This is a genomic window from Streptococcus sp. NLN64, assembly GCF_015831295.1.
Classification (GTDB): Bacteria; Bacillota; Bacilli; order Lactobacillales; family Streptococcaceae; genus Streptococcus.
Window position 1 is genome coordinate 20,400 of sequence record NZ_JADXDQ010000003.1, and the last position, 14,384, is coordinate 34,783.

Annotated in this window: 14 protein-coding genes; 2 read left to right on the plus strand and 12 right to left on the minus strand. The window is 39.1% G+C overall.

Annotation, left to right across the window (positions count from 1 at the left end; genetic code table 11):
• Nucleotides 1–196 precede the first annotated feature (196 nt).
• Entirely contained in the window at nt 197–2,347 is a 2,151-nt protein-coding gene (locus I2503_RS01000) for a peptide cleavage/export ABC transporter (protein WP_196091208.1), read from the plus strand.
• A gap of 37 nt (nt 2,348–2,384) precedes the next feature.
• Nucleotides 2,385–2,528: a hypothetical protein gene (locus tag I2503_RS01005; protein WP_196091209.1), complete on the plus strand. Its 144-nt coding sequence runs from the start codon at nt 2,385–2,387 to the stop codon at nt 2,526–2,528.
• Between the two features lie 40 nt (nt 2,529–2,568).
• Here the strand turns inward: I2503_RS01005 and I2503_RS01010 are convergent, their stop codons facing one another.
• The 12 genes from I2503_RS01010 to pyk all read right to left on the minus strand — a co-directional run bounded on the left by I2503_RS01010 (nt 2,569) and on the right by pyk (nt 14,378).
• Nucleotides 2,569–3,909, minus strand: coding sequence for a GHKL domain-containing protein (locus I2503_RS01010; RefSeq protein WP_196966756.1), 1,341 nt, complete (start codon nt 3,907–3,909; stop codon nt 2,569–2,571).
• 12 nt (nt 3,910–3,921) lie between these two features.
• Nucleotides 3,922–4,659, minus strand: a complete 738-nt coding sequence (locus I2503_RS01015; RefSeq protein WP_196091211.1) for a response regulator transcription factor — start codon at nt 4,657–4,659, stop codon at nt 3,922–3,924.
• Between the two features lie 308 nt (nt 4,660–4,967).
• Nucleotides 4,968–5,357 carry a hypothetical protein gene (locus I2503_RS01020; RefSeq protein WP_196091212.1) on the minus strand — a complete coding sequence of 130 codons (390 nt, stop codon included), beginning with the start codon at nt 5,355–5,357 and terminating at the stop codon, nt 4,968–4,970.
• A gap of 917 nt (nt 5,358–6,274) precedes the next feature.
• A complete protein-coding gene (locus tag I2503_RS01025) occupies nt 6,275–6,481 on the minus strand; it encodes a bacteriocin BlpN (protein ID WP_196091213.1) in 207 nt (68 codons plus the stop codon).
• A gap of 1 nt (nt 6,482) precedes the next feature.
• Nucleotides 6,483–6,737 carry a bacteriocin gene (locus I2503_RS01030; protein ID WP_196091214.1) on the minus strand — a complete coding sequence of 85 codons (255 nt, stop codon included), beginning with the start codon at nt 6,735–6,737 and terminating at the stop codon, nt 6,483–6,485.
• Nucleotides 6,738–6,896: 159 nt separating this feature from the next.
• Nucleotides 6,897–7,736 (minus strand): amino acid ABC transporter substrate-binding protein, encoded by an 840-nt coding sequence (locus tag I2503_RS01035; protein WP_196966757.1) that lies wholly within the window; start codon nt 7,734–7,736, stop codon nt 6,897–6,899.
• An 11-nt stretch (nt 7,737–7,747) separates the two neighbouring features.
• Entirely contained in the window at nt 7,748–8,377 is a 630-nt protein-coding gene (locus I2503_RS01040; RefSeq protein WP_196091216.1) for an amino acid ABC transporter ATP-binding protein, read from the minus strand.
• 9 nt (nt 8,378–8,386) lie between these two features.
• Nucleotides 8,387–9,028: an amino acid ABC transporter permease gene (locus I2503_RS01045; protein ID WP_196091217.1), complete on the minus strand. Its 642-nt coding sequence runs from the start codon at nt 9,026–9,028 to the stop codon at nt 8,387–8,389.
• Nucleotides 9,029–9,031: 3 nt separating this feature from the next.
• On the minus strand, nt 9,032–9,592 hold the full coding sequence (lepB, locus tag I2503_RS01050; protein WP_196091218.1) for a signal peptidase I: 561 nt from the start codon (nt 9,590–9,592) through the stop codon (nt 9,032–9,034).
• A 148-nt stretch (nt 9,593–9,740) separates the two neighbouring features.
• A complete protein-coding gene (locus tag I2503_RS01055; protein ID WP_196966758.1) occupies nt 9,741–12,233 on the minus strand; it encodes a bifunctional 2',3'-cyclic-nucleotide 2'-phosphodiesterase/3'-nucleotidase in 2,493 nt (830 codons plus the stop codon).
• Between the two features lie 210 nt (nt 12,234–12,443).
• On the minus strand, nt 12,444–12,764 hold the full coding sequence (locus I2503_RS01060; protein WP_196966759.1) for a putative heavy metal-binding protein: 321 nt from the start codon (nt 12,762–12,764) through the stop codon (nt 12,444–12,446).
• A 111-nt stretch (nt 12,765–12,875) separates the two neighbouring features.
• The gene (gene pyk, locus I2503_RS01065; RefSeq protein WP_196091223.1) at nt 12,876–14,378 is read right to left on the minus strand and encodes a pyruvate kinase; all 1,503 of its coding nucleotides are present in this window, start codon (nt 14,376–14,378) and stop codon (nt 12,876–12,878) included.
• Nucleotides 14,379–14,384 lie beyond the last annotated feature (6 nt).

The following is a 14,384-nucleotide window of genomic DNA, read 5'->3' on the forward strand; positions in this document are numbered from 1 at the left end:
GAACAGTCATTGAAACTTCCTGAACGGTAAAAATATCTCGTTATTCTCTTCAAAACTCTTTTTTAACTTCAGAAATGACCGTTCAGGAAGTTTGAGCTACCGTTTAGGAAATTATCCTAAATCGAACGCTTTTTATGTTATCTTATATCTATAACGAATCGAGGAATTTTAGCCATAATTTAAGGGAGTGATTTGCTTGAAACAATTTCACAAAACTTTTGTAGCTCAAATAGACGCTAGAGATTGCGGTGTTGCTGTTTTAGCTTCAATTGCAAAATTCTATGATTCCGACTACTCTATCGCTCATCTAAGAGATCTAGCTAAAACAAATAAAGATGGAACTACAGCACTCGGAATTGTTACTGCTGCAGAAACCATAGGTTTCGAGACACAAGCTGTAAAAGCAGATATGAGTTTATTCGATTTAGAAGATACCCCCTATCCTTTCATAGCTCATGTCGTAAAAAATGGAACCCTTCTTCATTACTATGTGATTTACGGGATTAGTAACGGAGATATTATAATCGGTGATCCGGATCCGACTGTCAAGATTACCAAAAAATCAAAGTCCGACTTTGCAAAAGAATGGACTGGAGTCTCTATCTTCTTAAAACCAGGCACAAACTATCAGCCTCACAAGGATGAAAAAAAGGGACTTCAGCAATTACTCCCTCTTATCTATAAACAAAAAAGAATCGTGTTCGGGGCTATCTTAACCAGTATTCTAGTAACCATGATTAATATTGGCGGTTCTTACTACCTGCAATTCATACTAGATCAACTTATTCCGCAGCAAAATATCTCAACTCTTAGCATGATTACAATCGGACTCTCACTATCCTACTTATTACAACAAATATTCCTTTTTTCACGGGAATACCTACTGACCCACTTAAATCAAAAACTAAGTAGAGATATCATTCTAAATTACATCCGGCATGTTTTAAAGCTCCCAATGTCCTTTTTTGAAACGAGACAGTCAGGTGACATTATTTCTCGATTTACAGATGCAAACTCAATTATTGATGCATTAGCCTCCTCAGTGATGTCCCTCTTTTTAGATGTTACAATGCTATTCTTAATTGGTGGAGCTCTTATTTATCAAAATCTGCAACTGTTTCTGATTTCCATGCTTGCTATCCCAATTTATACCATCATCATTGTTTTCTTTGTAAAGCCCTTTGAGAAAATGAATTTAGAAGTGATGCAAAGCAACTCTGAAGTCAGTTCAAGTATTATCGAAAGTTTAACAGGGATTGAAACGATAAAAGCATTAACCAATGAAGAGGGGCGACTCAAAAAAATTGAAACTGACTTTGAAACCTATTTAAGTAAATCATTACGATTGAGTAAATTCTCTATAACACAGGATGTTTTAAAACAAGGAACACAATTATTATTTAGTGTCCTTATTCTTTGGGTAGGAGCTCAATTTGTGATTGATTCCAAAATTACCATAGGTCAACTCATTACTTTTAATACTTTATTAGGGTACTTTACGTCACCTTTAGAAAACGTCATTCGATTACAAACAAAACTACAAACAGCTCAAGTCGCCAATAATCGATTGAACGAAGTTTATCAAGTAAAACCTGAGTTCACGTCATATCCATCTTATATCCCTGGTTCACTTAATGGAAATATTAAAATTGAAAACTTATCTTTCAGATATGGTTTCGGCGCTGATACCTTAACCGATATTCATTTAGAAATCCAAAGAGGAGATAAGATAAGCTTAGTTGGAGTTAGTGGTTCTGGAAAAACAACACTTGCCAAAATGTTAGTTGGTTTTTTTACCCCCTATAACGGAAACATCTACATGAACGAGCATCCGTTAAATCAAATAGATAAGAAAATTCTACGCCAGCATATTCACTATGTTCCGCAGCAAGCTTTTCTATTTAACGGAACCATTTTGGATAATTTACTTTCAGGTATCGAAACAGATGTAAATGAAACAGAGATCATTGATGCTTGTAAGTTGGCTGAAATCCATCAGGATATTTTGAAAATGCCAATGGCTTATCAAACAGAATTGACCGATCATAGTGGATTATCCGGAGGCCAAAAACAAAGAATTGCGATTGCCAGAGCATTATTAACCAAAGCTCCTGTACTCATTCTCGATGAAGCAACAAATGGACTGGATATCTTAACAGAGAAAAAAGTTCTGGATAATCTTTTATCGTTACAAGATAAAACGATCATTTTCGTAGCTCATCGACTCACAGTTTCAGAGAGAACACCAAAAATTGTTGTCTTAGAAAATGGAAAGATTGTCGAGTCTGGATCTCATTGGAACTTAATGCAGCTTAAGGGCTACTATTATGAGTTATTCAATAAGTAATCCGAATTAAAATAATAATTTTCGAGGAGGACACAAAATGTCAAACTTAGTTTCAAATCCAAAAATTCAAAATTTAAAAAAATCAGAATTAAAATTAATTAATGGCGGAGACTGGCCTTCTTCATTCTATAATTTATTTAAATCACAAGGAAAGAGATACACTCTCGGTAAACAAAAATAAAAACTAGAAGCTCAGTTCAAGCTGGGCTTCTAGTTTTTATTTAAAAGATATTTAAAATTTGGGTAAATCGATAGTCTTTGCTCTGGGTTTCGATTGCTACATTTGGATATTTTTCAATCATTTTAAGAAGGTTGTAAAGACCGATACCTCTTTCTTCACCTTTTGTCGAATAGCCAAAATCAAAAATTGATTTCAAATCTTTCGCTTCTTCTTCAATTGAATTTTCAACAATCAAAACATGACTATTTTCTTTTTCAAAAAAGGCAATGGAGATTTCTGATACAGACTCATCAATGGCATTGTCAACCAAGACTGAAACTGCTGTAATCAAATCTACCAATTTCATCCTCTTAGGTTGAATCGGAGCTGGAATTTCCAAATGCATCTCCAATCCCTTATCACTCGCCTCTGAAAATTTTGCAGCAAGCAGACTTTTAAGAGCAGGCTCCTGAATATTGACCAAACGTCCAAAATCAAAATGAGAATCTCGCATCCGTTCCTCAGTATCCTTTAAAACCGAATGATAGACCTCCTCAATCTGATCAAGATCCCCAGCCTCTATCCCCATTTTTAGGGTAGTCAGAAGATTTGTGTAATCATGTCGGAACCCTCTAACTTCACGATACAACTCCTCCATATGAAGGCTGTAGTTTTCTAAATTTCGTTGATGTAAATCCTGTTGAAAACTTAGTTCTGCTTGTAGTTTTACTTTTAAATGCGAATCTAATTGTTTGATCATCCCCATAAAGAGAATGAGATAGATAATGATGATTAACTTTCTCAGTTCAAAGGTATTAAAAATTTTTTCATACTGAAGATAAGATAAACTTTGCATTATTAGAAAGTATAATCCCATAGCCCAGTTTAAAAAAACTATGATTATTCTGTCATCAGATTCTAGCTTTCTTTCATTTAAAATTCGAAAATCATAATCTAACCACTGAATAAACAATATGACTATTAATGCAGATAAGACCTGTATCAGAGTAAAGATTAAATCATCTCCTATTACACCATCGGCAATTCCAAAAAAGGGAAGTATGAAGAATGCGACAGACCTATAAAAAATATTATGAAGGGTAACGGGTAATAAACCATAAAAAATGATAAGATTTTTTTGACTATTTCGAAATAAATAATAAGAGAACAATAAATAGAACAAGGGTTCATCAATGAATAAAAAATACCCAGATAAACTGTCGATAAGGAGAGACAAGATTAGCATCACCATAATCTTTAAAAAAAATCCCCTCAAAACCAACTGTAATGTAGGCTTAATTTTATTGATTTTTAACATCATGTATACAGAAAGCACATGAGGAAACATCATTAAAATCAAAGATAAACTAACTGTAATCAAGTGTCCTGAAATATTAGTCAACAGCACCCCTCCTCATTCTTCTTTCTCCACCTTAGCCAAAGTCTCCTTCATCTTCGTTCTTGCAATAAAACAAGTCAAATTGTTAGGAAAATGAGCTATCCTTTCCTTTTTGTCTATTTTTACTACATTCTTAGGATTTAGAGCATAGGACCGATGGCATTTATGTAGTCGAGGTTCCTGTTTCAATACTTCATTCATGCTAGTGAAAAACTCGATTCTCTCCGTTTTTGTGTAGAGAACGACATGATGAGAAATTGAAGAAGTTTCCAAAAAATAAACATCCTCAAAAGGAATTTGGAATTGTTGATATTTGGACTTAAAATTAAAAGCAGTATCTGCAACAGTTTGCCGATCTTGTTTGTGAGCATAGAGCACTGCAGCTTCAACACGCGCTTCAAAATCTCCCTTATCTAAGGATTTGTCAATATAATCCAAGGCAGATAACTGATATCGAAACGTCAGGGGCATAAACTCCGAATGCGTTGTTACAAAAACAATCAGCGCTTGAGAATCCTGTTGACGAATTTTATTCGCAACATCCATTCCTTTTAAAGGATCTCCTTTAATTTCGATATCTAAGAAAAAAAGTTGGTGACTCCCTTTTTCCCGAATAGCTTGTAGAAGCAAATCTGTCTTAGAATATACCTCTAGCCGTTTAACTGGTAAAGCATGTTTTTCCTGCAATTGATAAAGGAGATTTTCCATCCGCCCTTGTTGTTGGTAATCATCTTCTAAGATAAAAATATTCATATGGGAAGACCTCCTCTAATCATAATTTTTATATCAGACAAATAATATCATAATAATCTCGTTTTCACAAACAACCTTGTTACATCTCAAAAACCTCTGGATTGAGATACATCCAGAGGTTTTCCTAACCTAATTTATGAATTTTTGTCAATTAATCTTGTTTTTCCAGGATAAAGGGAGTTATCAAATAGTGTACACAAACAACAAATCACAAAGCCTATGATAAAACATTTAAATTCCATTCCCTAGGTCTCCTTCAAATCTTTTTTACTCCAAAAATCTCGACCACTTTAAACAAGTTTAAGTAATCACCATTTGCCTAAAAGTTTTTTTCGCTTAAAAGTGGGGCTAAGGGAAAAAATAGAGCCGATTGTATAGACCATGATGAGTAGACTTAAAAATATAAATCGAAGTTCGATAGACATCGTCTTCATTTGTATGATAAGAAGAAAAACAATTAAAACCGGAATAACAATAGTATATTTAATATAATTCATTAAATTCTGAAATACCTGTTTTAAAGGAAGAACAACACTTGAAGTTCTACTTACCATAATCATAGCTAATAGTTGATATGAAAAATTAAGTAAAGCTAAAAGAGCAATCTTAGTAAGTGAAAAACCAACTGAAATCCCCAGTAGATATAGTAAAAGCATGGAAATGCATTCGATGATTGAAAACCGAATAATATTTTTCATAATATCTCCTTTTAGTCTAATTCAATAACACATTAACTAGCCTCTAATCAATATACTATATATTGAAGGATTCTCAGATTTATTTTCGTTCTTACCGTAGTTGAATTAAGTCTAATTGATTTTTTGGAATCCAATGCGTATAGAATTAACGTCTGCTATCTCGGAATCGATCTTTTAAAAATTGATATTTAGAACAGAGTTTTACATATACATAAATATTCAAATATACGATAAAGATAAAAAGAGATATACTTCCAAAAATTTTAGCCAGAATTTCATTAACTGAAATCAATGCATTAGAAATACTTAGAACGAGAAGAGCTGTCGGAACCACAGAATTCCCGATTTCTAGGAATTTAGCAAGATAATGAAAAATTCTTTAACGAAAGCCATCCCGGCTAGATTTGTTAGATTCCCTCCATCAAAAGAAATGGATAGGTTAGAATTGAATTGGTGTGAATAATTTGATAACCTTGTCAGGTGGTTTCCTGCTTTCTTTTTGTTTGAACACTTATATGATTGATAGCTGGGAAACTCAATTTTATCTAGATTAAAACTTCACCCAATGGGTGAAAAAAACAAACCGAGCAGAGCCTTTATTTAATAAATGTCTTGCTCGGTTTTTATCCTTAGCTATGAATAATTTAGGTTAAAAGCATCGGAACTCACTTCGCTTATCTACAACTAGCTATTAAACATTTCACTAATGCTTCTGTTTGAAAAGGAATATTAAAAAGAACACATAACTAAGGATGAGAAATATTTTTTGGGAATTACTAATATATAGTAATAAAAACACATTTATCGTGGATAACTCAGATATATCTAATTTGTATTGACTTTTATACCATCGATAAAATAAAAGTCCTTGACAATAAAAGATTAGTGCTGAAAGAAAATAAACTTCAAACATCATTTTAAGAACTAGCAGTGTATGCAAGATATCCACATATTCCTGCTCCACCAACTCCTCCTATGACTCCACCCCAGAAACCACCTACACTTGCCCCCAGTTTAATACCAGGTTTAATACAGCCCATACCTGCAACAACTGCTGCACCAGCTGCATTTCCTCCATATATAGTTATTAAGTCACAATTTTCGATTTTTATAAGTTTTACCATCTTAGAATCCTCCTGTCGCTCCTGTTACACCAGCCCACAAGCTGACACCAAATTTGGCTCCAATATATCCACATGCCGGCCCCCAAACTGCACCTACACCTGTAGCAGAACAAGCAGCTACGCCTAGTCCCCATCCTGTAATTGCTGCACCTCCACCTTCCAATACATTAGTCTGCCAATTATTCACTCCTCCATAAATTTGACTCAAATTCACTTGGTTGATCTTAGTATAGTTACTTACATTTTGTGCCATCATGATCTTTCTCCTTCTTTAATTTTTTATCCGTTGCAACTTGACACTATTAGTATACCGTATAAACCTCCCACTCCTCCCCCATTTCCCAAACGGTCATTGAAACGTCCTGAATGGTCAAAAAAGAGGGTTTTCACCCTCTCACTATTATTCTTTTATTTCTCATTTCTTAGCGGTTTCTTTTAGCTGCTTGCTGGCGACGTCGTCTCCAAACCATTTATCAGATATTTCTTGGAATTGGCCGTTTTGATAGAGTTGAACCATTCCTTGATTGAGGTGTTCTTGGAGGGTTTTATCGGTTTTGCGGATGCCAACTGCGAAGGCTTCTTCTGGGAAGCCGACTGGGAAGACGTTATAGTCTTCAAGGACTCCTTTTTGGGTTAGGTAGTAGTTAGCGTAGACGCGGTCGATCAGGAGGCCGTCGATGCGGTCGTTCTCCAAGTCAATCAAGGCTTCGTTGAAGCTCTGATATTGGGTTGCTCGGTTGTTTTTGACATACTGCTTGAGCAGGTCTGGAAATTCCTCAAATTTGAGGTAGCCAGAGGAACCTGCTTGGGCACCGAGGACTTTGTCCTTCATGGCTTCAGGGGTCTGGATACCGGATGTTTTTTTGGTCACCAGGACTTGTTCGTTGGCCATGTAAGGGAGGCTGAAGTTTACTTTTTCTGCTCGTTCTTCGGTTTGGGTGTAGCCGTTCCAAATAAGGTCAATGGTACCGTTGTTAAGTTCGGTTTCTTTCATGTCCCAGTCAATGGGCTGCCAATTGACTTTAAGGCCTTGGTTTTCAAATATACGGTTGGCCAGGTCAATGTCAAAACCGACATTGTCTCCATTTTTCTCTTGGAATCCCATGGGTACGAAGGTGTTATCAAAGCCGATGGTCAACTCTCCTCGTTCCTTGTAGGTTTCCCAAGCATCTGTTTTAGGATCGGTCACCCGGCTACTACAAGCCGTCAAAAATAATAAGGGAAGTAGGATCAGGAATCCGATGATACGTTTCATTGGCGAACCTCCTATTGGGGAATCACTTCGAGAATTTCGTCTGCAATGTTTTGAGCAAATTGCATATCGTGAGTGACGACAATTTGAGTCATTCCCATTTCCCGGTTTTGGATTAGCAGTTTTTCAACTTCTAGACGGAGTCCTGGGTCCAGGGCACTGGTTGGTTCATCATAACCGATGATTTCAGGCTCAATCATCATGGCACGCGCCAAGGCCACCCGTTGTTTTTGTCCACCTGAAAGGGCGTGTGGATAGTGGTCTGCGTGTTCTTCCAGACCAAGGCGCTCAAGAAGTTGCCGAGCTTTTTGCTCGGCCTGAGCTGGATCCATGTTCATTGTTTTTACTGGGGACAGGGTCAAGTTGGTGAGGACGGTCATGTGTGGGAAGAGTTGGAAGTCCTGAAATACAAAGCCCAAGAGGTTCATACTCGCCAGCTCACTGGCTGAGATTTCCTTCCCATTGTAGAGCACCTGTCCGCTATCAATGGTTTCTAGTCCTGCCAACATCCGCAAGAGGGTGGTTTTACCGCCTCCTGACTGACCCACGATGGCTAGGATTTTCTTCTCCGGTACATTTAAGTTAAAATCTTTGAGGATTTGCCGCTCCCCGAAACGTTTATTAATATTTTTTAATTCTAGCATGCAGCCTCCTTAGCGATCATAGGCATATTTTTGTTCAACTTTTCGAGAAACAAGTGTCACCACCCCAATCATAATAAGGTAAATGGCTCCAGCAACGAACATTGGGGCCAAGCTGGCATCGCGATTGGCTGCGGTGCGGCTGACCAAGATAAGGTCCGTAACGCCCAAAGCATAAACCAAAGAGGTATCCTTGACCAAGGCCATAATCTCATTGAAAACACTTGGCAAAACAATCTTGGTTACTTGGGGAAGAATGATGTACTGGATTGTCTGAAGGGGGCTGAACTTAAGAACCTTGGCAGCTTCATATTGTCCCTGAGGAATGGAATCAATTCCCCCACGGAAAATCTCCGCAAAATAAGCTGCATAGTTAAGGGTGAAGGCAATAATCGCTGCTGGCATGCGGTCAATTCGAATGCCGATACTTGGTAAAATATAGTAAACAAAGATCAATTGCAAGAGCAAAGGGGTTCCCCGCATCACCCAAATGTAAATGGATAACAACCAACGCAAGGGCTTGGAATCCACTTGCATGATAAAGGCCACTAAAATCCCTAAGGGAATGGACAAAATCAAGACTAAACTAAAAACTTGCAGGGTGACAGTTGCACCCTGCAACAAACTAGGTAAAATTTCTAAAACGTATGCCATTTATTACTCCACATCTATAAAACCGAAACGCCCCAAGGGGGTTAAACGAAAGCTAATCACGCCTTTAATTTGCTCTTTTTGTATCAGGCCAAATTCACGACTGTCATCATGGTTGAGGCGATTGTCATTTAAAATTAAAAACTCCTCTTGCCCAATAACATCTTGATTGGACTGGGTCAAGGACTCAATGGTGAAATCTTCTGTAAATAGATTTCCAGTGTTACTCGTTTTTCCTTGATAGGTGTTTTTCATACTACGAATATAGGGCTCATCCTTGACCTCATGGTTGATATATAGAACATCATCCATATAGACTGCTCTTTCACCATCTTGAGCGATGACACGTCCAACATATTCTTTTTGATCAACTTCGTATAAGACGATACTTTCATTGGGGATTTCATTTTGGTTAAACGCCAATACATAATCAGCTGCTTCCAAACCCTTCTGGACATCTTTTTCACTCACGTGATGGGGGGTAAACCAAAATAGACGAAGGAGTACAAAGACCACCGCCATTAAACAGACAATAAAAATATTCCGAAATAAATCTCTTCTGACCATGTCTTCTCCTTTTTACTTTCGCCTATTATATCACGAAAGAAGGGAGAAAAAAAGGAGGTCTTTTCAGAAACCTCCTCTTTTTTCAGGAAATAAGCACTTTCTTATTCGGAATTAACGAACTTTTATTGTCAATTACCCAATAATTTCCTCATTTTTGTTTGCGTTTCCCAAATCCTGCTGGCAGTAAAGCAAGGAGCCCCAAACCGAAGCTCATCCAGATAGAGTCTTTGGTTCCAGTATTTGGAAGAGTCGCTTCCGAAGACGGACTTTGAGCTGCAAGCAAGTTTGATTCTTGAACTTTTGAAGCCCAGCTTGGTTGATTAGCTAGAACTTGAGATTCTTGACTATCTAGACTCCTATTGGGTTTTGTTGGAGTCAGTGGTTGAACCGAAGTTGCAGGCTGATTAGGGCTAGCCGGATTAGTTGGTTGACTAGGCTGTTCTGGTTTTGTGGGGTGTTCCGGTTGAACCGGTTGCTCTGGTTCCGCAAGCGGTCTGTATTGGTAGCGGAATTCACCAAATCCTTCGACTGTCTCTGAAATTCCCACAAAAGAAATGGCCGGATTGCTCGCTAAATGTTCTTGAGCTTTCAAGGAAGTCAAGAAACGAAGATCTAAATCCTTAATGGTATCCGCAAAGCTCCAGTTATGATTTGGACGAGCATCAATCGTTTTTTCAGACACAATGTAATCAATCAAAGCTTGACGATTTTGCAAGTTGAGCAGGCGGCTTTCTTGGGCATCTTTCACTCCTGGGAAAGGACCGCTTGCTCGGTAGTTATTGGTAACAACCATGAAGATTTGGTCATCTGTCACTTCTTTTCCTTGGTAGCGAAGGTTGCGAACCCGGCTAGCAGTTGGATTGACCAATTCCGCACCAATAGAATATTTATTGGGTTGGGTAATATCCAATTCGTAAGTAACACCGTCAATTACATCAAAGTTATAGGTTCTAAAGGAGGTGTTAATCATATTTTGTGGTTCTTTTTTTGTCGGATCAACTTGATTAAATTGACCAGCCGCCATTTCCAACCACTCCTTCAGCTGAGCACCATTAATTTTAAGCAAGGCCACAACATTGTCATAAACATATAGATCCGCCACGTTTTTAATGGCTAAAGGCCCTGCCTTAATATCGGTATAGGAGTTAGGATCGTTACGTGCCCCAGCTTTAAAAGGTGCCGCTGCTGAAAGCAAGGGCAGGTTAGCCTCTTCTGTCCCCGCAAGAACCTGTTTGGCATACCAGAGTTGTGCCTGATTCACAATTTGAACAGAAGGATCATCCTGAACGAGAGAGAAGTAAGAATGGATAGGACTTGGAGTCTGTCCAACCTCTTGACGGACATAGCGAATGGTGGCTTCGTGTACTTCTTTGGCCAAATTCAAGACCCGTTCGTCTGCCTTGCTGGATTTGGTATCAATTTTACGAAGGACTGACCCAGATTCCTCAACCTGCCAAGCACCATTCGTGTAGTGCAATTTCAAGTCCATGATTCCCAAGTGGTCCCCGTATTTACCTGCCATGGTTACTGGGATTCCATTGATTTTACCATTGGTATCATCCACACCCTTAATTTTTGAGTAGAACCCTGTCCCAGTTCCAGATGGGAAATTAGCGTGTGAATGCCCGGTCGCAACGGCATCCACTCCAGGAATACCTGCAAGTTGGTAGCCAATGTTCTCTTCCCCAACAAGATAGGTATCATCTCCGATACCAGAGTGAGACATGACCACAACCACATCTGCTCCAGCCTTCCGCATTTGTGGAACCAAATCGGTTACAGCTTGAACGGCATCCAGAGCAATCACTTTTCCTTCAAGGTGACCACGATCCCAGTTCATAATTTGAGGTGGTACAATTCCTGTGAGCCCTACTTGAACTGTTACCAACTGTCCTTCAGAATCCTTGAAAGTTTTAGGGACAATCACATAAGGAGTAAAGAGATGCTCCTTGGTTTGGGCATCCAACACATTGGCATTCAAAAGCGGAACTTTGGAAGAGGCCACAACCCGACGTAGGTAGTCAAGTCCATAGTTAAATTCATGGTTCCCCAATGCGGCTCCATCATAATTCAATTCCTTAAAGGCCGCAAACATGGGATGCTCTTCACCTTCTTTAACCGGATCCACAATAGCCTTGTAAGTTCCAAGAGGTGTTCCTTGAATCGTATCCCCACTATCAACGATAACTACATTGGAATTCTCTGCAATCGCTTCTTCCATCAAGACAGCTGTCTTAGCCAATCCAAGTGTCTCAACCTGCATATCTTGGTAGTAATCATAGTTCACCAAGTTGGTATGAAGGTCCGTCGTTGCCAAAATCCTCATATCCACGCGTTGACCTTCCACGGGTGGTTTGACTGGTTCTTCCTGAACAGTATTGGACAAGACTGTAGCCTCAGGGGCTTTCTCCTCGATTGTCAATCCACCATTATCCTGCCCTTGAGCTGCTTCCGCAGGGGCTTGCAAGAGTGGATCGGGACTCACAGGCGTCTCCGCTTGCGGCAAGGCTGGACTAGCCGTTTCTTGCCCTGCTGCAGGTTGGGGATTCGTTGCTTGATCCGCCTGAACCTCTTCCGCAACTGCCACTGCTGCGGCCAAGCTTAACAGCATCGCAGACTTTTTCAAATATGAATGAACCATGATAACCTCCTAAAACTGTTCGATTCTTGAATATTATAAACAATATAGCGTCACAATTCAAGAATTTACCAGTAATCTCCGAACATTTTAGACAATCTGTCCTCAAATGTTCCTTTTATATTTGTTGTTGCTTATTACAGCTTGGAAATCAAAAAGTCTACAACCGAGTATTTTTGACACACTTGATTGTAGACTTTTGTTTCAATTCCATTAATGAGTAACAACGGCTGTTCCTGAACAAGTTACCATCATCATTCCATTGTCGGCACCCAGGATTTCATAATCCATTTTCATACCGATGATGGCATTGGCACCAATTTGCGCTGCTCGTTCCTTCATTTCTTCAATAGCCTCTTCTCGGGCAGACTTGAGCTCATCTTCATACCCTTTAGAACGACCACCGAAGACATTTCGCAAGCCTGCACCAATATCTTTAAACATATTGACACCCGTAATTACTTCCCCAAAGACGATTCCTTTGTATTCCTGAATCGTTTTCCCTTCAATAGCATTGGTTGTTGTAACAATCATCGTTTTCTCCTTTATTAAAACAGATTCCTCTTTAGAAATCCTTTCTTTTTATTTTACCAAAAAGTTCTAAAAAAGCCCCTTCCCAACCGGGAAAGGACTTGATTGAATTGATTAACGTACAGTACGGATGCGCATAGTGTTGGTTCCACCTGTTCCGACTGGAACACCTGCAACGATGATGATGTTGTCGCCTGATTCAACAAGTCCTGTTGAAAGGGCAACTTTTTCAGCAATTTCAAACATATCGTCTGTAGAAGCTGGTTTTTCAGTAACCACTGGGATAACACCCCAGTTCAAGGTCAAGGAACGTTGTGTCAACTCATCGAAAGTAACAGCCAAGATGTCAGCATCTGGACGGTATTTAGAAATCAAACGAGCTGTGTTACCTGATTCAGTAAGAGCAACAACCAATTTGATGTCCATTGAGTTGGTTGCATCTTTAACGGCTGAAGCCACAACTTCAGTCTTAGAAGTACGGCTGAAGTTTACAGTTGACAAACGACCATACTCGTTCAAGAGAGTTTGAGCGTTTTTATCAATTGTTGCCATGGCTGTTACAGACTCAAGTGGGTATTTACCGTTTGCAGACTCACCTGAAAGCATTGTTGCGTCAGTACCATCGATAACCGCGTTGAAGACGTCAGATACTTCTGAACGAGTTGCACGTGGTTTTTCAGTCATGGTTTCCAACATGTTTGTAGCAGTGATAACCACTTTACCAGCAGCGTTCACTTTAGTGATGATCATTTTTTGATAAACTGGAACCATTTCGAATGGTACTTCGATACCCATGTCACCACGAGCAATCATGATACCGTCTGCTGCTTCGATGATTTCATCAAGGTTGTCGATACCTTGTTGGTTTTCGATTTTAGCAAACAACTTCACATGGCTATTTCCAGTTTCTTCACAGATTGCGCGAACTTCGTTCACGTCTTTAGCTGTACGAACGAAAGAAATAGCGATGAAGTTAATTCCTTGTTCAAGACCAAAACGGATGTCTGCGTTATCACGGTCTGCTAGGGCAGGGAAAGGAATCTTGGTATTAGGGATGTTTACACCTTTTTGTTTAGCGATGATACCATCGTTTTCAACTTCAACTTCGAATTCACGAGTAGCGTCATCTTTACCAACAACGCGAAGTCCCAATTTACCATCATCAACCAAGACTTGGCGACCAACTTCAACGTCATCGTAAATGTCCAAACCACCAGCAACGTTCAAGGCAATCACTTCACGAGTAGATTGGATTCCTTGTTTTGTTGCAACACGGATTTTTTCACCTGTTACGTATGAATATTCTTTAGCATCGCCTTCGAACAATTCAGTACGGATTTCAGGACCTTTGGTATCCAAAAGGAAACCAACACGTTGGCCAGCGATTTCTTCGGCACGTTTAACAGTTGCCATACGCTCACCTTGCTCTTGGTGGTCACCGTGTGAGAAGTTGAAACGGAAAGTGTTTGCTCCAGCTTCGATCAATTTCGCAATGTTTTGTGCAGATGCTTCAACGTCAAGTTTTTCACCCCAGTAGCCATCTTCACCAAAACGTTTTCCACCACGGATTTCAACCGCTGGTCCTAAGGTTGCAACAATTTTAACACGTTTGTTCATTTTATC